Below are 23,911 nucleotides of genomic sequence, written 5' to 3' on the forward strand. Positions count from 1 at the left end.
GCTCTAGGCTGAAACTGTGATTGCTTCGATTCGCGGACAGGTGCTGACGGCCGGCGCCGGCTGGGTGGTGGTGGAGATCGGCGGCATCGGCATGCGCGTCGAGGTGCCGAGCGGCAGGATCCCTCAGTTCCATCCGGGGGAGCAGGCCGCTCTCCACACCTCGCTCGTGGTGCGCGAGGATTCGCTGACGCTCTTCGGGTTCCCGACCCCGGAAGAGCTCGAGGTCTTCGGGCACCTCATCGCGGTCTCGGGCGTGGGGCCGCGCAGCGCGCTCGGCGTGCTCTCGGCGCTCAGCCCGCGCGAGGTCGTGCGGGCCGTCGCAGCCGAAGACGAGAAGCCGTTCCGCAAGGTCTCGGGCATCGGCCCCAAGACCGCGAAGCTCATCGCGGTCTCGCTCGCGGGCAAGCTGCCCGAGGCCGCTTTCGCGGGCGAGGGATCCGCGGAGGCCGCACCCGCTGACCCCGTGGCCGCCGTGGCCGCTGCGGTGACGGAGGGCCTGGTCGGTCTCGGCTGGAGCGAATCGGATGCCGGGCAAGCGGTGCAGGACGCGCTCGGCGCCGGCGCCCCGGCCGACAGCTCCGGTCTGCTGCGGGCGGCGCTCGCGCTGCTGCAGGGCGGCCGTGCGGGAGCGAGGGCGGCTCGATGAGCGGCGAGCTGTCGCCGCAGGCCGCACCCTCGGAGCAGGGGTACGAGGGCGCGCTTCGCCCCGCGACGCTCGCCGAGTTCGTCGGGCAGTCGAAGGTGCGACGCCAGCTCGGTCTGCTGCTCGACGCCGCCACGCTGCGGCAGCACACGCCCGACCACATCCTGCTCGCAGGCCCTCCCGGCCTCGGCAAGACGACGCTCTCGATGATCGTGGCCTCCGAGCTCGACAAGCCGCTGCACCAGACGTCGGGCCCCGCGATCCAGCACGCGGGCGATCTCGCGGCTGTGCTCTCCGCGCTGACGCCCGGCGAGGTGCTGTTCATCGACGAGATCCACCGCATGGCGCGCAGCGCCGAGGAGATGCTCTATCTCGCGATGGAGGATTTCAAGATCGACATCATGGTCGGCAAGGGCGCGGGCGCGACCTCCGTGCCGCTCGAGCTGTCGCCGTTCACGCTCGTCGGCGCCACCACGCGCGCCGGGCTCCTGCCCAACCCGCTGCGCGATCGCTTCGGCTTCACGGCGCACCTCGAGTTCTACTCCGACGACGAGCTGTCGAGCGTGATCCGCCGCGCGGCCCGTCTGCTCGAGTTCGACATCTCGGATCAGGGCGTCGAGGAGATCGCGGGCCGCTCCCGCGGCACGCCGCGCATCGCGAACCGGTTGCTGCGCCGGGTGCGCGACTACTGCCTCGTGCACGAGACACCGGGAGACACCGAGTCCGTGCGCGCCGCCCTCACGCTGTACGACGTCGACCAGCACGGTCTCGACCGACTCGACCGCGAGGTGCTCGCCGCGGTCGTCGAGCGCTTCGGCGGCGGGCCGGTGGGGCTCTCGAATCTCGCCGTCTCCGTCGGCGAGGAGGCGGAGACCATCGAGGCCGTCGTCGAGCCCTTCCTGGTGCGCGCGGGGTTGCTCACGCGCACCTCTCGCGGACGCGTGGCGACGCGTCTGGGGTGGCAGCACGTCGGGGCCGAGATCCCCGAGCACCTGTTCTCAGTCTGATCGGGGTAAGCTTGTCGGGTCTGTGCGCTACAGCGCGCTCACCCTTCGAAAGGACCACCGTGGACCCGATTACCATCATCATGTTCGGACTCATCGCAGTCCTGATCTTCTTCATGTTCCGCAACGGCAAGAAGCGTCAGCAGGCGATGCAGGAGCTGCAGAACTCGCTGCGGCCCGGTGCCGAGGTGATGCTGCAGTCGGGCATCTTCGCGACGATCGAGTCGATCGACGAGGAGGAGAACCGTGCGACCGTGCGCAGCGGCGACTCGACGATCGTCGTGCACCGCAGTGCCATCGCCCAGGTCGTGAAGCCGGTCGAGGCCGACGCGAGCGAGGGGGAGCTCGCGCCCGACGACGATCCGGAGTTCGGCGAGCGCATCTCGCGCGAGGAGACCGCGGCGGAGCCCGTGATCGACCTCGACGCCGAGAAGCCCGCGGCCGATCGCGACGCCGATGACGAGGACGGCTCGGAGAAGCCCAAGGCCTGACGCCTCGTCGGCCGCGGGCGCTCGGCCCGCGGCCAGTTCCGCATGTAGAGAAAGCAGTTACGTTTTGGCCTCCACACCAGCCGTGCGCAAAGCGCGCCGTTCCCTGGTCCTCCTCCTGGTCATCGTCGTCGGCCTCGCCGGTCTGATCGCCCTCGGAGTGTTCCGCAGCAACGCGACCTGGACCCCCAAACTGGCGCTCGACCTGCAGGGCGGCACGCAGGTGCTGCTCGCGGCCGAGCAGACCGACGGTCAGGCGGTCAGCGGCGAGCAGTTGCAGCAGGCGGTGTCGATCATCCGTCAGCGCGTGGACGCCGCGGGTGTCTCCGAGGCCGAGATCACCACTCAGGGCAACCGGAACATCTCGGTGTCGATCCCCGGCAAGGTGGACGAGGCGACGCTGCAGCGCATCGAGGCCTCGGCGAAGCTCGACTTCCGACCCGTTCTCGCCGTCGACCTGAGCGCCCCCGCGCAGACGGAGGAGTCCGCGGACGGCGCCGAGGCCTCGCCCGCGGAGGAAGGCGACGCTGCCAAGGCGGATGAGGCCGCCGCGAAGACGGACGAGGCCGAGAAGGAGACGGCGGCCGAGAAGACCAAAGCCGAGGAGGCCGAGAAGGCGGAAGCCGAGAAGGATCAGGCGGAGAAGGGCTCGGACACGGCCGAGCAGGAGGAGCCCGCCGATCTCTACCCCGACCCGCTGCCGAAGGGGGCCGGCGACCTCGAGTGGCTCACGCCGGCGCTGCAGCAGCAGTTCACCGACTTCACCTGCGACTCCGAGGAGGCGCTCGACGCCCGGAACGCGCAGTCGGATCGGCCGCTCATCACCTGCGACAACTCCGGTCAGCTGAAGTACATCCTCGGACCCGTGGAGCTCGGGGGAGACGTCATCACCGACGCGGTCTCCCAGATGGCCACGACCCAGACGGGCGCCACCACGGGCGAGTGGGTCGTGCAGCTCACCATGAACAAGAAGGGCGCCGATACCTTCGGCAAGATCAGCACCCGACTCTTCGGTGCCCCCGAGCCCCAGAACCAGTTCGCCTTCGTGCTCGACGGTCAGGTGCTCTCGGCTCCGACGATGCAGGGCCAGATCCTCGACGGCCGCCCGTCGATCAGCGGCGGCTTCACCCAGGAGTCCTCGAAGGCTCTCGCCGACCAGCTCAAGTTCGGCGCGCTGCCCATCGGATTCACCGTGCAGAGCCAGGAGGACATCTCGGCGACGCTCGGTTCGAACCAGCTGCAGGCCGGCCTGCTCGCGGGCCTCATCGGTCTGCTGCTCGTCGTCGTGTACTCGCTCTTCCAGTACCGCGCGCTCGCCTCGGTCACGATCGCGTCGCTGGCCATCGCCGCCGTGCTCACCTATCTGCTGCTCACGTTCTTCTCCTGGCGGCAGGGCTACCGCCTGTCGCTCGCGGGCGTCGCGGGCATCATCGTCGCGGTCGGCTTCACCGCCGACTCGTTCATCGTCTACTTCGAGCGCATCCGCGACGCGCTGCGCGACGGGCACTCGATCGAAGGCGCGGTCGAGAACGGCTGGAAGCGCGCGCTGCGCACGGTGCTCGCCTCCGACGGCGTGAACTTCCTCGCAGCCGCGATCCTGTTCATCCTCGCGGTCGGCAACGTCAAGGGCTTCGCGTTCACGCTCGGCCTCACGACCCTGGTCGACGTGGTGGTCGTCGCGCTGTTCACCCATCCGATGCTGGTGCTGCTCGCGCGCACCCGCTTCTACCGCGAGGGGCATCGCTTCTCGGGCCTCGATCCCCGTCAGCTCGGAACCGTCTACCGGGGTCGCATGCAGTTCCGCGCTCCGGAGGTCTCGGGCAAGGGCGCGGGCAAGAAGAACCAGCGCAGCCGCGCCGAGGCCGAGCGTCGCCAGACGATCGCCGAGCGGAAGGCCGCAGAGGCGGCCGGCTCGGGCGACCGGGTTCCGGAAGACGCCGCCACCACCGGAAAGGAGAGCTAGAGATGGCTCGCTCATTCGCCGATTTCGGCAACGCTCTGTACACCGGTGAGAAGTCGATCAACTTCATCGGTCGCCGCAAGACCTGGTACCTCATCTCGGTGGTGCTCATCGTGATCTCGGTTCTCGGACCGATCATGCGCGGCGGCTTCGCGTTCGGCATCGAGTTCACGGGCGGAAGCCAGTTCCAGGTGCACCTCTCGGAGAGCACGGACCGCAACCCCGACACGGCGCAGCGGGCAGTGTCCGAGGTGCTGCCGTCGAGCGCTCCCCGCATCTCGCAGCTCGGCCCGACCGACATCCGCGTGCAGACCGAGGCTCTCTCGGATTCGGAGAACCAGGAGGTCACCGCCGCCCTGGCGAAGGCCTACGGCATCGATGCGAGCGAGGTCACCTACTCCTACATCGGGCCGGCCTGGGGGCAGGACATCACGCGACAGGCGGTCATCGCGCTGATCGTGTTCATCCTGCTCGCGGCCCTCGTCATGGCGATCTACTTCCGCACCTGGAAGATGTCGCTCGCGGCGATGGCGGCGCTCTTCCACGATCTCATCATCACCGCGGGCATCTACGGCCTCTCGGGCTTCGAGATCACGCCGGCCGCGATGATCGGATTCCTCACGATCCTCGGTTACTCGCTCTACGACACCGTCGTGGTGTTCGACAAGATCCGCGAGAACACGAGGTCGGACGCGCTCGGCGACCGCACCTTCGGGGAGGCGATCAATCTGGGCGTGAACCAGACCCTCGTCCGCTCGATCAACACCTCGGTCGTCGCGCTGCTGCCGGTGGGCTCGATCCTGTTCATCGGCGCCTTCGTACTCGGCGCGGGCACCCTCCGCGACATCTCGCTGGCGCTCTTCATCGGCATCCTTGTCGGGGCCTACTCGACCATCTTCATCGCGGCTCCGGTCTACGCTCAGCTGCGCGCGGGTGACGCCTCGGTGAAGGCCCACGACCAGCGCGTGCTGAAGGCGAGGGATCGCGGGGCGCGCGCCGATTCGCAGCTCGCCGAGGAGAGGGTGTAGCTTAATTCGAGACGAGGAGGTGGGCCGTGGCGACGCATGATACGAGCTCGAACAGCACTGTTTCGCTGCGCCGCCTCGTGCCCAGGATCTTCTCCCGCGGCGGCTCGCCGGGAGCGGTCGATCAGCTGGTGCGCACGGTGCGCGGCAACCACCCGCGCGCCGACCTCTCGGTCATCGAGCAGGCGTACGTCGTCGCCGAGCGGTCGCACCGCGGACAGAAGCGCCGCAGCGGCGAGCCCTACATCACGCACCCGATCGCGGTCGCGCAGATCCTCGCCGATCTCGGCGTCGCCCCTGTGGCGATCGCCGCAGCGCTGCTGCATGACACGGTAGAGGACACCGACTACTCGCTCGAGCAGCTCACCGCCGAGTTCGGCGAGGAGATCGCGATGCTGGTCGACGGCGTCACGAAGCTCGACAAGGTGAAGTACGGCGACTCCGCGCAGGCGGAGACCGTGCGCAAGATGGTCGTCGCGATGTCGAAGGACATCCGCGTGCTCGTCATCAAGCTCGCAGACCGCCTCCACAACGCCCGCACCTGGGGCTTCGTACCGGGCGACTCCGCCAAGCGCAAGGCGCAGGAGACCCTCGAGATCTACGCGCCGCTCGCTCACCGCCTCGGCATCCAGTCGATCAAGTCGGAGCTCGAGGATCTCTCGTTCGCGGTGCTCAAACCGAAGCTCTACGCCGAGATCGAGAATCTGGTGAGCCAGCGCAACCCGCAGCGCGACGAGCTCGTCGGCCTCGTGATCGGCTCGATCGAGGCCGATCTGCGCGACGCGCGGATCCGCGGAGAGGTCACCGGCCGGCCGAAGGAGCTCTACTCGATCTATCAGAAGATGATCGTGCGCGGCCGCGACTTCGACGATATCTACGACCTCGTCGGCATCCGCGTGCTCGTGAACTCGATCCGCGACTGCTACGCGGTGCTGGGGGCCGTACACGCCCGCTGGACGCCGATCCCCGGTCGTTTCAAGGACTACATCGCGACTCCGAAGTTCAACCTCTACCAGTCGCTGCACACGACCGTCATCGGACCCGACGGGCGTGCGGTCGAGATCCAGATCCGCACGGTGGAGATGCACCAGCGCGCGGAGTACGGCGTCGCCGCCCACTGGAAGTACAAGCAGCGCCAGTCTGGTTCGGCGCCGAGTTCGAACGACATGGCGTGGCTCGCACACATCTCCGACTGGCAGGCGGAGACCGAGGATCCGAGCGAGTTCCTCGATGCCCTGCGCTACGAGATCGGCGCGAAGGAGGTCTACGTCTTCACGCCGAAGGGCCGCGTCATCGGGCTTCCGGACGGCGGCACGACCGTCGACTTCGCCTACGCCGTGCATACGGAGGTGGGCCATCGCACGATGGGCGCGCGTGTCAACGGCCGGCTGGTGCCGCTCGAGACCGAGCTGCAGAACGGCGACGTCGTCGAGGTGTTCACCTCGAAGGATCCCGAGGCCGGTCCGAACAAGGACTGGCTGCACTTCGTCAAGAGCAAGCGCGCGCAGAACAAGATCCGGCAGTGGTTCACCAAGGAGCGCCGCGAGGAGGCCGCCGAGACCGGCAAGATCGAGATCACGAAGGCGCTGCGCAAGCAGGGGCTGCCCCTGCACCAGGTGCTGAACTCGGAGGCGCTGCAGCAGGTCGCGCTGCAGCTGCGCTACGCAGACGTGACGGCGCTCTACGCCGCCGTGGGCGAGGGGCACGTGTCGGCCCAGTCGGTGATCGAGAAGGTCTCCGCCCTCGTCTTCGACGAGCAGGCCTCGACGGAGCCCGCGCTCTCGACGCTTCCGATCATCGACGCGCCCCGTCCGAGCAAGGCGGCCGACTCGAGCGGCGTCGTGGTGAAGGGCGCTTCGGACGTGCTGGCGAAGCTCGCGAAGTGCTGCACCCCTGTGCCGGGAGACGACATCAAGGGCTTCGTGACGAAGGGTCAGGGCGTCTCGGTGCACCGCACCGACTGCCACAACTTCCAGGAGCTGCAGAAGCAGCAGGACCGCGTGGTCGATGTGGAGTGGGCGCCGACGTCGAAGAGCGTCTTCCTCGTGCAGATCCAGGTCGAGGCGCTCGACCGCTCCGGCCTGCTCTCCGATGTCACACGCACGCTCTCCGACCATCACGTGAACATCCTCTCGGCCTCGGTGAACACGTCGAGCTCGAGGCTCGCGATCAGCCGCTTCGTCTTCGAGATGGCGAACGCCACCCACCTCGACCACGTGCTCAACGCGGTGCGCCGCATCGACGGGGTCTACGACGTCTACCGCATCACGAGCTGACGGGTCGGCGGGCCGATAGGCCACCCGGTCGCAGATCCTCGAGACGGAGGCGCACCCGCTCATCGTGCGGCCGGCTGCGGGCGGCGATGAAGGCGCTCAGGCCCGCGCGGACCCCGTTGCGTCCGAGGAGGCAGCGGCAGGCGACGAGCTCCCGCCTGCCGAGATGCTGGGCGCGCAGCAGATCGTAGACGGTGCGCACGGGAGTGGTGACGCGGAGGCCGCCGACCTCGGCGATCTCCGATCCCTCCAGGCGGTACTCGTGCACGGCGATCCCCACTCGCATCATGTCGCCGAGCAGCCTGCCGCGGCTCGCGATGAACCTGAGCGGCGTTCCCGGCTCGCGGGCGGCACCCCAGATCCAGGCCGCGGTCAGACGCGCGGCGACCCGATCGTGCTCGAAGGCGCGTGAGATCGCGGCGGCGCGAACGGCCGGCGTCTCGGGCCAGGAGATGAGGCGCACGCCGGGCCCGCAGCGAACGGCGGCGCCTCGTAGCAGCTCGGCCGACCGCACCGCGGCGGGCCAGCGGTCGAGCCTCGGCGGGATCGGGGGAGCGGGGACGCCAGACATGTCCCCATGCTCTCCGATGCATCGGGGGCACGCCACCGCTCGGGTGCGAGTTGTGGATAACTCGCACCCGAGGGCGCGATCCCCGGGCTGGGGAGGAAGATCAGTCTCCGATCGCGGCCAGCCACGAGCGCTGAGTCTCGAGCTTGGCCTCGGCGTCGGCCGCGGCCTTCGCGTCGCCCGATGACTGGGCGGCTGCGAGCTCGGTCTCGAGCTCGGCGATCGAGGCCTCGAGCTGACCCCTGAGGCCTTCGCTGCGCGCCTTCGTCTCGGGGTTCGTCTTGCGCCAGTGCTCGTCTTCCAGCTGCTTGACGTGATCTTCGATCTTGCGCAGGCGACCTTCGACCTCGCGCAGGGCCTCGCGCGGCACGCGGCCGATCTCGTCCCACTTCAACTGCACCTCGGTGAGCAGCTTGCGCGCCTTCGCATGATCCCTCTCCTGCAGGATCGGGTCGGCGCCGTCGAGCAGCTCCTGCTTCGCAGTGAGGTTCGCCGCGTACTCCTCGTTGGTCTGCGCGACCTCTGCGGCCTTCGCCTCGTAGAGCACATCGCCCGCGGCCTTGAAGCGCGCCCACAGCTGGTCGTCGAGCTTGCGGCTGGCGCGGCCCGCCGCCTTCCACTCGTCGAGCAGCGCTCGGTAGGCGGGGATGCCCTCGATGCCCTTCGGGGCGAGCGCCTCGGCGGCGGCGATGATGCGCTCCTTGCGCTGCTTCACGTCTTTGTTGTTCGCGTCCATCTGGGCGAAGTGGGCGCGGCGGGCCGAGTCGAACGACTGTCGCGCCGAGCGGAAGCGCTTCCACAGCGCGTCGGCCTGCGCCTTCGGGATCTGCGGCCCGCTGCGCTGCGAGGCCTGCCACTCCGAGAAGAGGTTCTCGAACGCCTGACTGGTGTCCTTCCAGCGGATCGAGGCCTCGGGCTGCGCTGCGAGGCGCTCCGCCTCGACGGCGATGGCCTCGCGCTTTGCAATGGCCTCCTGGCGAGCGGCCTCGCGCTCGGCCTGCTGCTTCTCGCTGAGCTCGGCGGTCTTCGCGGTGAGCTTCTCGACGCGCTCCCGCAGCGAGGCGATGTCGCCGACGGCGGCCGGCTCGACGAGCTGTTCGCGGAGCTTCGCGACGGTGTCTGCGGCCGAGGCGTCGGCGGTGCCGCGGGCGATGCGGGCCTCGAGCAGCGTCACCTGACCCTCGAGGTCGGCGAACTTGCGCTCGAAGTAGGCGAGGGCCTCTTCGGGGGTGCCGTCGGGGAAGGAACCGACGGCGCGTTCGCCCTCGCCCTCGCGCACGTAGACCGTGCGGTCCTCGTCGACTCGGCCCCAGGGCGTTTCATTGCTCGCAGCACTCACGGTTGATCACCTGTCGTGTGTGGGCCGGGCAGCGCCGACCGTACGGAATAGACCCCTCCACTATGCCACAGCCGCATTGTCGGGGGTGGCGGATACCATGGGGGCGTGGATTCGAGAGCCCTGCCTGCGCCCACCGCCCCGCTCGCGGTGCGGATGCGTCCGCGATCCCTCGACGAGGTCGTGGGGCAGCAGCATCTGCTGCGGCCCGGCTCCCCGTTGCGCGTGCTCGCGGCGGAGGGCGATCAGGGGGCCGGCGCCGTCTCGATCATCCTGTGGGGACCGCCCGGCACCGGCAAGACGACGCTGGCCCAGGCGATCGCGCACTCGAGCGGGCGCAGATTCGTCGAGCTCTCGGCGGTCACGGCCGGCATCAAAGACGTGCGCACGGTCATGGAGAAGGCGCTGAACGACCGCGATCTCTTCGGCGTCGCGACCGTGCTCTTCCTCGACGAGATCCACCGCTTCACGAAGGCGCAGCAGGATGCGCTGCTGCCCGGCGTCGAGAACGGCTGGGTGACGCTCGTGGCGGCCACGACCGAGAACCCGTCGTTCTCGGTGATCAGCCCGCTGCTCTCGCGCTCGCTGCTGCTCACACTCGAGCCGCTGACCGACGACGACCTCCGCACGCTGCTGCGGCGCGCGGTCGATGACGCTCGGGGTCTCGCGAGTTCGGTGGTCCTCGAAGACGAGGCGCTCGAGGCGCTCGTGCAGCTCGCTTCCGGAGACGCGAGACGCGCGCTCACGAGCCTCGAGGCCGCCGCGATGTCGGCGCGCACCGCGGCTGGGCCTCGCGACGCGTCCGGCGAGGACGAGTCGGGCGAGAACCGCGACGACGAGCACGACGAGGGCGACGAGGAGGAGCGGAGCGGCGCTCGCGCGGGCGGCGAGGGAACCGCTGCTCCCGCACTCGTCACGGCCGAGATCGTGTCGGCGTCGGTCGACCGCGCGCTGCTGCGCTACGACCGCAACGGCGATCAGCACTACGACGTGATCAGCGCCTTCATCAAATCGATGCGCGGATCCGACCCCGACGCCGCGCTGCACTATCTCGCCCGCATGATCGAGGCGGGGGAGGACCCGCGCTTCATCGCCCGTCGTCTCATGGTACACGCCGCCGAAGACGTGGGCATGGCCGATCCCCGTGCGCTGCAGGTCGCCGTCGCCGCGGCCGAGGCCACGCAGCTCATCGGGCTGCCCGAGGCACGGATTCCGCTCGCCGAGGCGACCGTCTACATCGCGACCGCGCCGAAGTCGAATGCCATCATCACGGCGATCGACGCGGCGATCGCCGACGTGAAGGCCGGCCGCTTCGGCCTCGTGCCCAAGCATCTGCGCGACGCCCACTACCCGGGAGCGAAGCGCATGGGGCACGGCAAGGGCTACCGCTACCCCCACAGCGACCCGCGCGGGGTCTCGACCCAGCAGTATCTGCCCGACGAACTGCGCGATAAGGTCTACTACGCTCCGACGCAGCACGGCAACGAGCGCGAGGTCTCCGAGCGTCTCGAGAAGATCCGCCGCATCACTCGCGGCGCGTGAGGCATCTGCTAAGCTAGACGCTGGCCAACGCCCCGCTCGTCGCAGGCTGCAGACGGGCGGAGGGCGGCAGGCGCCCTGTAGCCGGGTTTCTGCACTGGTCGTTCCCTCACCGAAGACGGTTCGCTGCGTCGCGTGCATCACCAGTTGATGCGGGCGCAGCAAGGCCGAGAGAACACGCCGCCCGCCGGGCGGCGATATGCACAGAAACCCGAAAGGATCCACGTGTCGACTACGTCGCGTACCCGTTCCAAGACCCGCCTGAGCCGCTCGCTCGGCATCGCCCTCACCCCGAAGGCCGCGCGCTACCTCGAGAAGCGCCCCTACGGCCCCGGCCAGCACGGCCGCACCAAGCGCAAGAGCGACAGCGACTACGCCGTCCGCCTGCGCGAGAAGCAGCGTCTCCGGGCCCAGTACGGCATCCGCGAGAAGCAGCTCGTCATCGCCTTCAAGGAGGCGCGTCGTCAGGACGGCCTGACCGGTGAGAACCTGGTCGAGCTGCTCGAGATGCGCCTCGACGCGCTCGTGCTGCGCGCCGGCTTCGCCCGCACCACCGCGCAGGCCCGCCAGCTCGTCGTGCACCGCCACATCCTCGTCGACGGCAAGATCGTCGACCGCCCGTCGTTCCGCGTGAAGCCGGGTCAGCTCATCCACGTCAAGGAGCGCTCGGAGGGTCTCGAGCCCTTCCAGGTCGCCGCTGCCGGCGGTCACGCCGAGGTGCTGCCCAACGTTCCCGGCTACCTCGAGGTCGAGCTCGACAAGCTCCAGGCCCGCCTGGTGCGCCGCCCGAAGCGCGCCGAGGTCCCCGTGACCTGCGAGGTGCAGCTCGTGGTCGAGTACTACGCAGCTCGCTAGTAGTACCGGCAAGCGCAGCCTACGCAGCTCGCTAGTAGTACCGACAAGCAGAGCCTGCGCAGCTCGCCGGGCGACGAGTCGCCGCACGAGGGGCGTCGGAGTTTTCACTCCGGCGCCCCTCGCCGTATTCCCGGGCTGCGCTCACCCCAACCGCTAAGCTTGAGGGGTGCTTTCACGCGCGGCGGTCATCGCTGCGCCCGATGTCGCCAGGAGGAACGGAACATGCGCAAGCTGATGTGGCTGTTGAGCGGTGTGGCGCTCGGATTCGTGGCCGCCCACTTCGTGAACCGGACCCCGGAGGGTCGGCGGTTCTTCGACCGGCTGAATCGCGGGGTCGACGAGTTCGGCCGCGCCTTCGCGGCCGGCTATCACGACGTCGAGGCGCAGGCGACGGGCGAAGGGGCGGCCGATACCCCGGCCGACGCGAAGCAGCAGTAAAGACGTACCCGGATCCCTCGTCAGGGATCCTCGACGGACCACGAATAGGATCACGATGCAGACCGCTGAAATCCACCGCCGTTGGCTCGACTTCTTCGAGAGGCGCGGACACACCGTCGTGCCCTCGGCGTCCCTCGTGAGCGACGACCCGAGCCTCATGTTCACGGTGGCCGGCATGGTGCCGTTCGTGCCCTATCTCTCGGGCCTCGTCCCCGCGCCGTACCCGCGTGCCACGAGCGTGCAGAAGTGCATCCGCACGAACGACATCGAGGAGGTCGGCAAGACCCCCCGCCACGGTACGTTCTTCCAGATGTGCGGCAACTTCTCCTTCGGCGATTACTTCAAGGAGGAGGCCATCAGGTTCGCGTGGGAGCTGCTCACGACGAGCGAGGACGAGGGCGGCCTCGGCTTCTCGCCCGACGATCTCTGGGTGACGGTCTACGAGGACGACGACGAGGCGATCGAGCTGTGGAAGCAGCACTCGACCCTGCCCGAGGAGCGCATCCAGCGTCTCGGCATGGACACCAACTACTGGTCGACCGGCCAGCCCGGCCCCGCCGGCCCCTGCTCCGAGATCTTCTTCGACCGCGGGCCCGAGTACGGCGTCGACGGCGGCCCCGCCACCGACGATGACCGCTACGTCGAGATCTGGAACCTCGTGTTCATGCAGTACCAGATCACCGATGTGAAGTCGAAGACCGACTTCACGATCGTGGGCGAGCTGCCGAACAAGAACATCGACACCGGCATGGGGCTCGAGCGCGTCGCGTTCATCAAGCAGGGCGTCGACAACATGTACGAGATCGACCAGGTGCGCCCCGTGCTCGACCGCGCGGCCGAGCTGGCGGGTAAGACCTACGGCGCCGATCACGAGGACGACGTGCGCCTGCGCGTCATCGCCGACCACGTGCGCAGCGGCCTCATGCTGATCGCCGACGGCGTGACGCCGTCGAACGAGGGCCGCGGCTACATCCTGCGCCGCCTGCTGCGCCGCGTGATCCGCTCGATGCGTCTGCTCGGCGTCGACGGCCCGAGCTTCGCGGAGCTGTTCCCGGTGTCGCGCGACGCGATGCAGGCGGCCTACCCCGAGGTCGCGCGCGACTTCGACTTCATCTCGCGCACCGCGTACGCCGAGGAGCGCGCTTTCCTCCGCACGCTCGCCTCGGGCAGCCAGACGCTCGACACCGCGATCGAGGCGGCGAAGGCGGCCGAGACCACGGTCTCGGGCGATACCGCGTTCCTGCTGCACGACACCTACGGCTTCCCGATCGAGCTCACGCTCGAGATCGCGGAGGAGGCCGGCGTGCCGGTCGACCGCGATGTCTTCGCGAGTCTGATGCAGGAACAGCGCGACCGGGCCAAGGCCGACGCGAAGGCGAAGAAGGGCCAGCGCGCCGACCTCTCCGTGTACAAGGAGCTGCGCGGTCTCGGCGAGACCGCCTTCGTCGGCTACGACGAGTTCGATCACGAGAGCCGCGTGCTCGGCATCGTCGTCGACGGCGCCCCGGTGCAGGCCGCCCAGGAGGGGCAGGTCGCCGAGCTCGTGCTCGCCGAGACCTCGCTGTGGGCGGAGTCGGGTGGCCAGGACGCTGATCAGGGCGTCATCGTCGGCGACGGCTTCGAGGCCGAGGTGCTCGACGTGCAGAAGCCCGTGCCCGGGCTCATCGTGCACACCGTGCGCGTGACCGTCGGAACGGTGGCCCTCGACGCGCGCGCCGAGACCCGCGTCGATCGCGACTACCGGCGGGGCGCTGCGCAGGCGCACTCGGGCACGCACGTCGTGCACGCGGCGCTGCGCGAGGTGCTCGGCCCGAACGCGCACCAGGCGGGCTCGTACAACAAGGCCGGCTACCTGCGCCTCGACTTCACGCACGGCGACGCCCTCTCGTCGGAGACGAAGAGCGAGATCGAGGAAATCTCGAACCTCGCCATCCGCTCCGACTACGAGGTCGTCACCCGGGAGATGGCGCTCGACGAGGCCAAGGCGCTCGGCGCGATGGCGCTGTTCGGCGAGAAGTACGGCGACCGCGTGCGCGTCGTCGACATCGGCGGTCCCTGGTCTCGCGAGCTCTGCGCGGGCACGCACGTCGCGAGTTCGTCCGAGATCGGCATGATCAGCCTGATCTCGGAGAGCTCGGTCGGCTCGACTAACCGCCGCGTCGAGTCGCTCGTCGGCATCGAGGCGTTCCGCAACTTCGCGGCCGAGCGCGCCATCGTGCAGCAGCTCACGAGCGGGCTCAAGGTGCCCCGCACCGAGCTCGTGACGAAGGTGCAGGATCTGGGCGCCCAGCTGCGCGCGGCCGAGAAGAAGATCGCGGCGCTCGAGGCCGAGAAGCTGTCGCAGCGGGCTCCCGAGCTGCTCGCCGCGGCGCAGGAGATCGGCGGCGTTCGCGCGGTGCTCGGCTCGCTCGGCACGGTCGGCTCCGCCGACGATCTGCGCGGTCTCGCGCTGCGGCTGAGGGATCGCCTGAGCGCCGAGGCCGGGGTCGTCGTGCTCGCCGGCGAGGTGCCCGCCGACGGCGGCGGCAAGCCCGTCGTCATCGCGGCGACGACCGAGGCCGCGCGCGATCGCGGCGTGCGGGCCGGCGATCTCGCCAAGCTCGGCGCGCAGGTGCTCGGCGGCGGCGGCGGCGGCAAGCCCGACCTCGCGCAGGGCGGCGGCGCCGACGCCTCCAAGATCGACGACGCTCTGGCGGAGATCCGCCGGAGCCTGGCAGGCTAGTGCGGCCGGGCGTGCGCCTCGGCGTCGACGTGGGCAGGGCCCGCGTCGGCGTCGCCCGCTGCGACCTGCACGGCATGCTCGCGACACCGGTCGAGACGGTGCCGCGCGACTCGAGCGGCGACGCCGACATCGCGCGGATCGCGGCGATCGCCGCGGAGCTCGAAGCCTTCGAGGCCGTGGTCGGCCTGCCGATCAACTTGCGGGGGGAGCGCACGCCGTCGACCGACGACGCGGAGGCGTTCGCGGTGCGGCTCGCGGCGCGGCTCGCGCCCTCCGGTGTGACGGTGCGGCTGGTCGACGAGCGGCTCTCGACCGTGTCGGCCCAGGGCCAGCTGCGGCAGACGGGCAAGAAGACGAAGCAGACCCGGTCGATCATCGACCAGGCGGCCGCGGTCGTCATCCTCCAGCACGCGCTCGACATCGAGCGCTCGCGGGGCGAGGCGCCGGGTCGCGCAGCCGTGCCGTCGGGCACGGCGGAAGGAGATCGCACATGAACGCGCGCAGCGAGGGATCGAAGCGCAGGGGCAAGCGGATCGCGATCACGCTCGTCGTGCTCGCGGTGCTGCTCGGCGGCCTCGCCGCAGCGGGAGGGTACCTGTGGTCGCAGTTCGGCGACCGCATCTCGCTCGCGATGGGCTGGACCAGCAACGATTACGAGGGCGAGGGCCACGGCGAGGTGCTCATCACGGTGACCTCGGGCCAGGTCGGCGCGGATGTTGCGGACACCCTCGCCGAGGCGGACGTCGTGAAGACCTCCGACGCGTTCTACGAGCTGCTGCTCGAACAGGATCCGCAGGTCGACTTCCAGGTCGGCACCTACCGGATGAAGCAGCAGATGAGTTCGCAGGCGGCCCTCGACGCGCTGCAGGACCCGGCCAACCTCATGGAGCTGACGGTCACGATCCCCGAGGGTATGGCCGCGAAGGATGCGCTGCAGCGCGCCTCCGACATCCTCGGCATCCCGATGGAGGAGTTCGACGCGGCGATCGCCGACCCGGCGGCGTTCGGAATTCCCGCGCAGTTCCCGAGCGTGGAGGGCTTCCTGTTCCCGGCGACCTACACCTTCGAGCCGGAGGACACGGCGCACTCCGTCGTGCAGAAGATGGTCGACCGCATGCGCCAGGCGCTCGCCGAGCACGGCGTCGCGCAGGGCGACGAGTGGCGCGTGCTGACACTCGCCTCCGTGGTGCAGCGGGAGGCGGGTTCGAACCTCGACGACTTCCCGAAGATCGCGCGCGTGTTCCAGAACCGTCTCGATCAGGGCGTGCTGCTGCAGTCGGACGCGACCGTCGCCTACGGCACCGGCAACACCCACACGGTGTGGACCACGCCCGAGGAGCGCGCCGACGCCTCGAACCGCTACAACACCTATGCGAACCCCGGCCTGCCCGTCGGGCCGATCGGAAACCCCGGCGACGTCGCGATCGACGCGGCCGTGCACCCGGCCGACGGGCCGTGGATGTTCTTCATGCCGATCAACCTGGAGACGGGCGAGACCGTCTTCAGCGAGACCGCCGAGCAGCACGAGGAGTCGGTCGCGCGGCTCGGCGAATGGTGCGAGGCGCATCGCTCGCAGGGCGGTACCCGCTGTGACTGACACCGTTCCGCAGGAGGACGGCGTGCTGGCCGAGCGCCTCGCCGTGCTCGGCTCGCCGATCGCGCACTCGAAGTCGCCGGCGATCCACGCGGCGGCCTACGAGCGGCTCGCGCTCGACTGGCGATACGGCAGGCAGCAGCTCGAGGCGGCGGAGCTCGCAGACTTCCTGGCCTCCCGAGGGCCGCAGTGGAGGGGCTTCTCCGTGACGATGCCGCTGAAGGAGGAGGCGCACCGCCTGTCGACGGTGCTCGACCCCATCGCGGAGGAGAGCGGGGTGGTGAACACCCTGCTGCGCATCGCGAGCGATACGAGCGGCGCCCCGCGCTGGGCGGGCTTCAACACCGATGTCGCCGGGCTCGCCATGGCGATCTCGAACGCCGGCCTCGACGCGACGAGCACCGTGGTGATCGGCTCGGGGGCCACGGCCGTCTCGGCGATCCTCGCCGCTCGCCGCCTCGGCGCGCGGCACGTCGAGGTCGTCGCCCGCAACGTCGACGCGGTCGGCCGCCTGGTCGCCCGCTTCGGCGAGACCCGCGAGCCCGGCTCGGACTCGCCGCTCCACGTCTCGGGCACCGTCCTGCCCCACGCGGTGAATCTCATTGCCGATATCGCCGCCGTCGCGGCGGCCGGCATAGACGCGCGCATCGCGTCTCCCACGCTCGTGATCTCCACCCTTCCGGGACCGGCGGGCGCCGAGCTCGCGCTGCCGACGGGGCTGACGGAGGTGCCGCTCTTCGACGTCGCCTACGATCCCTGGCCCTCGCCCCTCGCCGCGCGCTGGCGGGACGCGGGCGGCACCGCGCATGCGGGCACGGAGATGCTCGTGGAGCAGGCCCTCGCGCAGGTGCGCATCTTCGTCGGAGGCGATCCCTCCATCGCGCTCGAGGACGAGCCGTCCGTGCTCGCGGCGATGCGAGCCGCGAGTGTGGGAGGATAGTCCTCATGCTGCGTTGGCTTACGGCCGGAGAATCCCACGGCCCCGAACTCATTGCCGTTCTCGAAGGGCTCCCCGCGGGGGTGCCAGTCTCTCTCGAAGGGATCCGCGAGGATCTCGCCCGTCGCAAGCTCGGCTACGGTCGCGGCTCGCGCATGAAGTTCGAGCAGGACGAACTGCACCTCTCGGGCGGAGTGGTGCAGGGCGTCTCGATCGGCGGCCCCGTCGCCATCCGCATCGGCAACACCGAGTGGCCGAAGTGGACCGAGGTGATGTCGGCCGAGAAGACCGAGCTCTCCGAGAAGTCGCGCGGTCGCGGAGCGCCGCTGACGCGGCCGCGCCCCGGTCATGCCGACCTCGTCGGCATGCAGAAGTACGGCTTCGACGAGGCCCGCCCCGTGCTCGAGCGCGCGAGCGCCCGTGAGACCGCCGCGCGCGTGGCCCTCGGCGCCGTGGCGCGCGCGTTCCTCGCCGAGCTCGGCATCCGCCTCGTGAGCCACACGATCTCCATGGGCGAGGTCGCGGTGCCCGCGGGCTCCCCGCTGCCAGGGCCCGACGACGTCGCCGCGCTCGACGCCGACCCGCTGCGCTGCTTCGACGCCGAGACGAGCGCGCGCATGGTCGAGGAGGTCGACGACACCAAGAAGTCGGGCGACACGCTCGGCGGCATCGTCGAGGTGCTCGCCTACGGGCTGCCCCCGGGGCTCGGCTCCTACGTGCACTGGGATCGCCGTCTCGATTCCCGTCTCGCCGGCGCGCTCATGGGCATCCAGGCGATCAAGGGCGTCGAGGTCGGCGATGGGTTCGAGACGACGAGGCGCCGTGGATCCCTCGCACATGACGAGCTGCACCTCGAAGACGGACGCATCGCGCGCGACACCGATCGCGCGGGCGGCATCGAGGGCGGCATGACCACCGGACAGGTGATGCGGGTGCGCGCCGGCATGAAGCCGATCGCCACGGTGCCGCGCGCCCTCCCCACGGTCGATGTCGCGACGGGCGAGGAGTCGAAGGCGCATCACCAGCGCAGCGACGTCACGGCCGTACCCGCAGCCGGTGTGGTCGCCGAGGCGATGGTCGCGCTCGTGCTGGCCGATGCCGTCGCCGAGAAGTTCGGCGGCGACAGCGTCGCGGAGACGAAGCGCAACCTCGAATCGTATCTCGCGGCGATTCCCGAGCGGCTCGCGACCGTCATCGAGTCGTGAGCGACCGTCGGCGCGCGGATCCCGGGGCCGAGTCCTCCGATCCGCGCCCCAAGCCCTCGCCGCCCCCTTCGGTGCAGGCAGGGGGGAAGGCGCGCGGAGCCTCCGGCGCCGTCTCGGCGGATGACGGAGCCGCCGGCCGGGCCACGCGCGGTCGGGATCAGGACGCGCCGTCGCGCACGCCCCGCAAGCGGCGCAGGCGCCGCCGCAGGCGTGGATCCCTCCCCGACCGGGCGATCGTGTTCGTGGGCCCCATGGCAGCGGGCAAGACGAGCCTCGGCAAGCGGGTGGCCCGCGAACTCGGCGTGCCCTTCGTCGACACCGATGCCGTGATCGTGCGCGAGCACGGCCCGATCACCGACTACTTCACCGCGCACGGTGAGGAGGAGTTCCGCAGGGTCGAGGCCGAGGTCATCGCGGCCGAGCTCGCCGTGCCCGGCACACGGATCGTGGCGCTCGGCGGCGGTGCCGTGCTCACCGAGAGCACGCGCCTGCTGCTCGCCGGCCACCCCGTCGTGCTGCTGATGACCACGCAGGAGGCCGTGCTGCGCACGGCGAATCTGGCGCGCAGGCCGCTGCTGCGCAACGACCCGGCTGCGTGGGGGCGCATCCTCGAGGAGCGCCGTCCGCTCTACGAGGCGGTCGCAGACGTGACCTACCGCACCGACCGTGCCACCAAGGATCAGCTCGCGCGCCGCATCGCGCAGTGGGCGCGAAGCTATCGGAAGCGCCTGCCCGAGGCGGGCGAGACGAAGGAGCAGAGATGAGCGACAACGCGACCGTCATCGAGGTCACCGGCGAGAACGCCTACGGGGTGACGGTGGGGCGCGGGGTGCTGGACCGGCTGCCGGAGGCGCTCGGCGACCGCGTCGCGAAGGTGCTCATCGTGCACACGGCGACGGTCGGCAAGCTCGCAGACGAGCTGCGCGAGTCGCTGCAGCAGCGCTACCACCAGGTGCTGCTCGCCGAGGTGCCCGACGCCGAGTCGGCCAAGCGCGTTGAGGTCGCCGCCTTCTGCTGGCAGATCATGGGCCAGGCCGACTTCACCCGCACCGACGCCGTGATCGGCCTGGGCGGGGGAGCGGTGACCGACCTCGCGGGTTTCGTGGCCGCGACCTGGCTGCGCGGGGTGCGGCTCGTGCAGGTGCCGACGACCGTGCTCGGCATGGTCGACGCGTCGGTCGGGGGAAAGACCGGCATCAACACGGCGGAGGGCAAGAACCTGGTCGGCTGCTTCTACGCGCCGGCCGCCGTCATCTGCGACCTCGACCTGCTGGCGACGCTGCCGCGCAACGAGATCCTGGCGGGCTTCGCCGAGGTCGCGAAGTGCGGCTTCATCGCAGAGCCCGAGATCCTCAATATCCTCGAGGCCGACGTGGATCGCGCGACCGATCCCTCGACCCCCGAGTTCCAGCGGCTGATCGAGCTGGCGATCGGGGTGAAGGCGCGGGTCGTCTCCGAAGACTTCCGCGAGGGAGGGCTGCGCGAGATCCTGAACTACGGACACACCCTGGGACACGCCATCGAGCACGCCGAGCGCTACCAGTGGCGCCACGGCGTGGCGATCTCGATCGGCATGATGTACGCGGCGGAGCTCGGGCGTCTGGCGGGATCCCTCTCCGAGGAGGTCGTGGAGCGCCACCGCCGCATCCTCTCATCGCTCACACTGCCGCTCAGCTACCCCGCGGGGCGCTGGCCCGGCCTGCTCGCCACGATGCAGCGCGACAAGAAGGCCCGCGCGGGCATGCTGCGCTTCATCGTGCTCGACGACATCGCGAAGCCGCGCGTGCTCGCCGGTGCCGACGATGCGCTGCTGCAGTTCGCGTATCAGGAGATCGCCTCGTAGCAACGATGCGGGGCGAGGGATCCCTGCCGCCCGTCAGCCGACCCTGAAGCCCTGCCCCTCGAGGATGAGCCCCAGGACGCGTCGATCCTCGCGGTGCATCACGCTCTCGACGAAGCGCTCGAGCGCACGCTCGAGTGTCACCCCGCCCGCGCTGCCAGCGACCTTCTGCAGGATCGCGACGAGGGTGCGGGGCGCGAGCACCGCCTCCTCGAGGCCCGGCCTGCCGTCGATCTCGCGCTCGGTGCTGACGTAGTCGCCGAAGCCTCCGCCGTGCTCGCCGGCGAACACCTGTTGGCTGATGAAGGCGGCGCGGGCGACGCGGATGAGCTCGTCTGCGGTGAGTCCAAACGGCAGCGCGCCGCGCGAGTCGACGACTGCGGCCGCGGCGAGCAGGCCGTTCTCGACGGGGAACTGCTCGTAGGCCAGCCCCGAGTCGGGGTAGCGCACGCGGTAGCCGTTCGCTCCGAAGCGGTTGACGAGTTCGGCGCTCAGCCGGTCGAGCCCGCGGTAGCGGTGCGGGGTCTGCTCGTTGGCGGTGGCGATGATCGCGAATCCCGGTGCGATGCGCACGCGCCGACCCGCGTCCTCCTGCACTCCCATCTCGTCGCCGGGGCGCAGCTGCAGGATGCGGTTGAGCCGCTTCAGGAACTCGGGCGGCATCGCGTTGATCTCGTCGAGGATGACGGGCCTGCCCTCCGTCATGGCGCGCAGCAGCGGGCCGGGTACGAAGGCGCTCACCGTCGCCCCTCCCTCGGAGCGCAGCTCGTGCGTGCCGATGAGCTGAGCGCTCGTGATATCGCCGTAGCCGGAGACGAGCTCGGGTTCGCGGCCGATCCCGCGCCGCGCGAGGTGCTCGGCGAGTGCGGTCTTCGCGCCGCCGGTCTCACCGACGAGCAGCACGGGGTCGCCGCGCAGGATCGCGGGAAGCGCCTCGGCGATGATCTCCCGCATCTGCTCCGTGAGCAGCAGCCCGTCGCGGAGCTGGTCGCGCGCCTCCCGCAGCCGCATCGCGGCGAGCGCGTCGAGCACGCCGTCGCGTCGTTCCGGGGTGCGGATGCCGTCGCTCCAGTGCCGGGATGAGGGATCGGCGCCGCGCTCCTCCGGGGCCCGTGCCTCTGACCGCGTCTCGGCCCGCAGTCGGGCCACGCGGTGCCGTTCGCCGCGGGTGAGCGGCCGAGCGGCCGCGACGGCGGCGTCGACGGTGCGAGCGGCCGCTGCGAGGCGCGCGCGCCGCGTCAGCTCCTCGGCGCGCGCCGAGACGGCGATCCTGAGCGTACGTGCGCGCTCGGTGAGCGCCGTGCCGATCTCGGCGCGGTGCTCGGGGTCGGCGAGCAGGGCGTCGAGCCTCGACTCGACGGCGTCGAGCTCGTCTGAGAGTTCGGCGACGAGGGGCGATGCGTCGTCGGCGTCGGCGGCCTGCCCGGGGCGGGTCGGCCGCCCGCGGTGCGCGGCCAGCGCGAGCCGCACGGTGCGCCGCTCGTCGGCGAGTTCGCGGGCCTCGGCGAGCACGGGGTTCGCGTCGAAGGGGAGCATGCCGCCACGCTACCACCGGGTCGGTCCGCGCCGCCGGGCCCGCCGCTAGGCTGGGCGCATGGCCGACGGAACGACGGGCGCCGGCGCCGGCGAGGGCCTGCGGGCCGGACTGCGCGCGGCCGGCGCCATGCTGGGGGTGCCGGTCGTGGTGACCGACGGGGCGCTCTGGCAACTCGCCGGAGGAGAGCTGCGGGTGGGGCTCGGCTGGTACGCCGAGCGCGGCCACGGGGAGTGGGAGGCGCTCGCGCTCGCCGCGCTGCAGCTCTGGGAGGGCCCGCGCGAGGAGTTGCGCGCCCCGGCCAGGGCCCGGCGCCGACGCACGCTCGAGCGGCGGAGCCCCGCCGAGGCGCCGATGCTCGCGGCGATCGCTCGACTGCAGGCCGCCGCGGAGCTGCTTGCGGCCATGCCGGGGCTGCGGCGCCCGCTCGCGGCGGCCCTCGCGCGCGAGCTGCCGCCCGATCCCTCCGCGCTGCCGCGTCACCTGCAGTGGGTCGTGATGCTGCTCTCGCGGGGGATCGACGGCGGCGCTCCCGCAGGGCTCGCGCCGGAGGTGCGGCGCGAGTGGAGCGATCTGCGCGCGCTCGCCGGGGCGGGGGTCGACCCGCTGCGCCGGGTGCTCGCCCCCGATCCCTCGCGGACGCCGGTGCGCCGCCTGGAGCGGGCGGTCGCGCTGCTGCGGCCCCCGTATCTGCGGCTGCTCGCGCTCGATCTCGCGGAGCGGGGCATCGCCGAGACGCACCCGGACGGGGCCGAGGCGCCCTCCGAGGCCGTCGACACGCCGTCGCTCGGCGGCGAGCCGGGCGGTGGGGCGGGCGCGGGCGATCAACAAGCCGCCGAGGCGGGCGGAGACTCTGGATCCGTGCCCGAGGGATCGGACGAGAGCGCCAGGCGCGGCGAGGGTCGACAGGCGGCCGAGGGATCCGACCTTTTCGCCGCGGAGCAGGCCGGCTTCGCCCGCACGGTGCTCGCCACTCCGCTGCCGGGCGGCGGTGCGCTCGTCGAGGCGGTGCTCGACCTCGCGGCCGAGGCGCGCGCGGAGGGACGGGCAGATCCCCGGGAGACCGCGGCCGGCCGCATCGGCGGCGGGAGCGGGGGCGGCGCTCTCGCCGATTACCGCAGTCGTGTGGCCGAACTCTCTCCCGCAATCGAGCGCATGCGCGATCTGTGGCAGCGCGTGATCGCCGAGCGCATCGCACCCCGCCCGGCCCCCGGACGCCGCCCGCTGCCGGAGGGGGACGAGCTGGCCGTCGAGCACCTCGCGGGCGCCGTGGCCGAGGCGCGGTCGGGGATCCCTCGCCCCGCCGCGTTCCTGAGCCGCGTCGAACGACCGCGCCGCACCAGGCGCGCCGGGAGCACCGACTACGTGCTGCTCGTGGACCGCTCGGCTTCGATGCAGGGCCCGGCCGCCGAAGCCGCGGCCGACGCGGTGCTCGTGATGACCGAGGCGCTCGCCGGGGTCGACCGCGACATCGACCACGCCGAGGCCCGCACCGGCGCGTCGCTCGAACTCGACGTGCGCACCGCGGTCGTCGTGTTCGACGCCGAACCGGAGGTGCTGAAACCGCTGTCGCGCGGAGTCGACGACGCCACGAGACGCGCGGTGCACGCGGCGGCCCGTTCGCCCAGGGGCTCGACCGACGATGGGGCCGCGCTGCGCGCCGCGGCGGCGGAGCTCGGGTTGGTGCGCGGCGAACGCCCGCGGCCCGCCCCCGACGGGCTCGAGCGCCGCCGCATCGTGATCCTCGTCGGAGACGGGGGATCGAACGACCCGGCCTCCGCGGAGCGGGAGCTGAGGCGACTGCGCTCCGTGGGCGTCGAGGTGCACGGCATCGGCATCGGCGACGACGAGATCGCCTTCCGCTATGCGCCCCACGGGCACCGGGTCGACGACCCCCGCGACATCCCGGATCGGCTGGAGGCCCTGGTCGCGGATGGGCTAGCGTGATGA

General features: G+C 71.0%; 20 protein-coding genes. 17 read left to right on the top strand and 3 right to left on the bottom strand.

From position 1 onward, the window contains the following. Nucleotides 1–16: 16 nt before the first annotated feature. The 6 genes from ruvA (at nucleotide 17) to J4H91_RS04775 (ending at nucleotide 7,396) form a co-directional block, all read left to right on the top strand. Nucleotides 17–646 carry a Holliday junction branch migration protein RuvA gene (gene ruvA, locus J4H91_RS04750; protein ID WP_208045119.1) on the top strand — a complete coding sequence of 210 codons (630 nt, stop codon included), beginning with the start codon at nucleotides 17–19 and terminating at the stop codon, nucleotides 644–646. Then, complete coding sequence (ruvB, locus tag J4H91_RS04755; protein ID WP_208045120.1) at nucleotides 643–1,650, top strand: Holliday junction branch migration DNA helicase RuvB; 1,008 nt, start codon at nucleotides 643–645, stop codon at nucleotides 1,648–1,650. Before ruvA ends, ruvB begins: the two co-directional genes overlap by 4 nt. A 59-nt stretch (nucleotides 1,651–1,709) precedes the next feature. Further along, on the top strand, nucleotides 1,710–2,138 hold the full coding sequence (gene yajC / locus J4H91_RS04760; RefSeq protein ID WP_341783442.1) for a preprotein translocase subunit YajC: 429 nt from the start codon (nucleotides 1,710–1,712) through the stop codon (nucleotides 2,136–2,138). A gap of 64 nt (nucleotides 2,139–2,202) precedes the next feature. Then, entirely contained in the window at nucleotides 2,203–4,098 is a 1,896-nt protein-coding gene (secD, locus tag J4H91_RS04765) for a protein translocase subunit SecD (protein ID WP_208045121.1), read from the top strand. Between the two features lie 2 nt (nucleotides 4,099–4,100). Next, entirely contained in the window at nucleotides 4,101–5,123 is a 1,023-nt protein-coding gene (gene secF / locus J4H91_RS04770; RefSeq protein WP_208045122.1) for a protein translocase subunit SecF, read from the top strand. Nucleotides 5,124–5,149: 26 nt separating this feature from the next. Continuing rightward, entirely contained in the window at nucleotides 5,150–7,396 is a 2,247-nt protein-coding gene (locus tag J4H91_RS04775) for a RelA/SpoT family protein (RefSeq protein WP_208045123.1), read from the top strand. On the opposite strand, the gene J4H91_RS04780 is transcribed toward J4H91_RS04775, so the two are convergent. After that, nucleotides 7,386–7,964: a hypothetical protein gene (locus J4H91_RS04780; RefSeq protein ID WP_208045124.1), complete on the bottom strand. Its 579-nt coding sequence runs from the start codon at nucleotides 7,962–7,964 to the stop codon at nucleotides 7,386–7,388. The genes J4H91_RS04775 and J4H91_RS04780 overlap by 11 nt on opposite strands. Before the next feature lie 100 nt (nucleotides 7,965–8,064). Then, entirely contained in the window at nucleotides 8,065–9,300 is a 1,236-nt protein-coding gene (locus J4H91_RS04785; RefSeq protein WP_208045125.1) for a DUF349 domain-containing protein, read from the bottom strand. Between the two features lie 153 nt (nucleotides 9,301–9,453). Between J4H91_RS04785 and J4H91_RS04790 the strand changes: the two genes are divergently transcribed. From J4H91_RS04790 to aroB, 10 genes are all read left to right on the top strand, one after another. Then, nucleotides 9,454–10,839, top strand: a complete 1,386-nt coding sequence (locus tag J4H91_RS04790; protein ID WP_208045282.1) for a replication-associated recombination protein A — start codon at nucleotides 9,454–9,456, stop codon at nucleotides 10,837–10,839. A 222-nt stretch (nucleotides 10,840–11,061) separates the two neighbouring features. Further along, complete coding sequence (gene rpsD / locus J4H91_RS04795) at nucleotides 11,062–11,691, top strand: 30S ribosomal protein S4 (RefSeq protein WP_208045126.1); 630 nt, start codon at nucleotides 11,062–11,064, stop codon at nucleotides 11,689–11,691. A gap of 222 nt (nucleotides 11,692–11,913) precedes the next feature. Continuing rightward, complete coding sequence (locus tag J4H91_RS04800; RefSeq protein WP_208045127.1) at nucleotides 11,914–12,129, top strand: hypothetical protein; 216 nt, start codon at nucleotides 11,914–11,916, stop codon at nucleotides 12,127–12,129. A 55-nt stretch (nucleotides 12,130–12,184) separates the two neighbouring features. Further along, on the top strand, nucleotides 12,185–14,851 hold the full coding sequence (gene alaS / locus J4H91_RS04805) for an alanine--tRNA ligase (protein ID WP_208045128.1): 2,667 nt from the start codon (nucleotides 12,185–12,187) through the stop codon (nucleotides 14,849–14,851). Beyond that, a complete protein-coding gene (ruvX, locus tag J4H91_RS04810; protein ID WP_208045129.1) occupies nucleotides 14,851–15,345 on the top strand; it encodes a Holliday junction resolvase RuvX in 495 nt (164 codons plus the stop codon). Before alaS ends, ruvX begins: the two co-directional genes overlap by 1 nt. Next, nucleotides 15,342–16,448 (top strand): endolytic transglycosylase MltG, encoded by a 1,107-nt coding sequence (gene mltG / locus J4H91_RS04815; RefSeq protein WP_208045130.1) that lies wholly within the window; start codon nucleotides 15,342–15,344, stop codon nucleotides 16,446–16,448. Before ruvX ends, mltG begins: the two co-directional genes overlap by 4 nt. Then, a complete protein-coding gene (locus tag J4H91_RS04820) occupies nucleotides 16,441–17,385 on the top strand; it encodes a shikimate dehydrogenase family protein (RefSeq protein WP_341783443.1) in 945 nt (314 codons plus the stop codon). The genes mltG and J4H91_RS04820 overlap by 8 nt, the downstream gene beginning before the upstream one ends. A gap of 5 nt (nucleotides 17,386–17,390) precedes the next feature. Next, a complete protein-coding gene (gene aroC, locus J4H91_RS04825) occupies nucleotides 17,391–18,587 on the top strand; it encodes a chorismate synthase (RefSeq protein ID WP_208045131.1) in 1,197 nt (398 codons plus the stop codon). Further along, the gene (locus J4H91_RS04830; protein WP_208045132.1) at nucleotides 18,584–19,351 is read left to right on the top strand and encodes a shikimate kinase; all 768 of its coding nucleotides are present in this window, start codon (nucleotides 18,584–18,586) and stop codon (nucleotides 19,349–19,351) included. The genes aroC and J4H91_RS04830 overlap by 4 nt, the downstream gene beginning before the upstream one ends. Then, on the top strand, nucleotides 19,348–20,430 hold the full coding sequence (aroB, locus tag J4H91_RS04835; protein ID WP_208045133.1) for a 3-dehydroquinate synthase: 1,083 nt from the start codon (nucleotides 19,348–19,350) through the stop codon (nucleotides 20,428–20,430). The genes J4H91_RS04830 and aroB overlap by 4 nt, the downstream gene beginning before the upstream one ends. Nucleotides 20,431–20,463: 33 nt before the next feature. Here the strand turns inward: aroB and J4H91_RS04840 are convergent, their stop codons facing one another. Continuing rightward, nucleotides 20,464–21,963: an AAA family ATPase gene (locus J4H91_RS04840; RefSeq protein ID WP_208045134.1), complete on the bottom strand. Its 1,500-nt coding sequence runs from the start codon at nucleotides 21,961–21,963 to the stop codon at nucleotides 20,464–20,466. A 58-nt stretch (nucleotides 21,964–22,021) separates the two neighbouring features. On the opposite strand from J4H91_RS04840, the gene J4H91_RS04845 reads away from it, so the two are divergent. After that, nucleotides 22,022–23,908 (top strand): vWA domain-containing protein, encoded by a 1,887-nt coding sequence (locus J4H91_RS04845; protein ID WP_208045135.1) that lies wholly within the window; start codon nucleotides 22,022–22,024, stop codon nucleotides 23,906–23,908. Nucleotides 23,909–23,911: the final 3 nt, after the last annotated feature.

The organism is Leucobacter ruminantium, assembly GCF_017565705.1.
GTDB classification, from domain to species: domain Bacteria; phylum Actinomycetota; class Actinomycetes; order Actinomycetales; family Microbacteriaceae; genus Leucobacter; species Leucobacter ruminantium.

Excerpts from the sequence above, each read along its gene's own strand:
- mltG (WP_208045130.1), top strand. The coding sequence starts at position 15,342 with ATGAACGCGCGCAGCGAGGGATCGAAGCGCAGGGGCAAGCGGATCGCG.
- ruvB (WP_208045120.1), top strand. The coding sequence starts at position 643 with ATGAGCGGCGAGCTGTCGCCGCAGGCCGCACCCTCGGAGCAGGGGTAC.
- aroB (WP_208045133.1), top strand. The coding sequence starts at position 19,348 with ATGAGCGACAACGCGACCGTCATCGAGGTCACCGGCGAGAACGCCTAC.
- aroC (WP_208045131.1), top strand. The coding sequence starts at position 17,391 with ATGCTGCGTTGGCTTACGGCCGGAGAATCCCACGGCCCCGAACTCATT.
- J4H91_RS04780 (WP_208045124.1), bottom strand. The coding sequence starts at position 7,964 with ATGTCTGGCGTCCCCGCTCCCCCGATCCCGCCGAGGCTCGACCGCTGG.
- alaS (WP_208045128.1), top strand. The coding sequence starts at position 12,185 with ATGCAGACCGCTGAAATCCACCGCCGTTGGCTCGACTTCTTCGAGAGG.
- secF (WP_208045122.1), top strand. The coding sequence starts at position 4,101 with ATGGCTCGCTCATTCGCCGATTTCGGCAACGCTCTGTACACCGGTGAG.
- J4H91_RS04845 (WP_208045135.1), top strand. The coding sequence starts at position 22,022 with ATGGCCGACGGAACGACGGGCGCCGGCGCCGGCGAGGGCCTGCGGGCC.
- J4H91_RS04790 (WP_208045282.1), top strand. The coding sequence starts at position 9,454 with ATGCGTCCGCGATCCCTCGACGAGGTCGTGGGGCAGCAGCATCTGCTG.
- J4H91_RS04800 (WP_208045127.1), top strand. The coding sequence starts at position 11,914 with ATGCGCAAGCTGATGTGGCTGTTGAGCGGTGTGGCGCTCGGATTCGTG.
- J4H91_RS04840 (WP_208045134.1), bottom strand. The coding sequence starts at position 21,963 with ATGCTCCCCTTCGACGCGAACCCCGTGCTCGCCGAGGCCCGCGAACTC.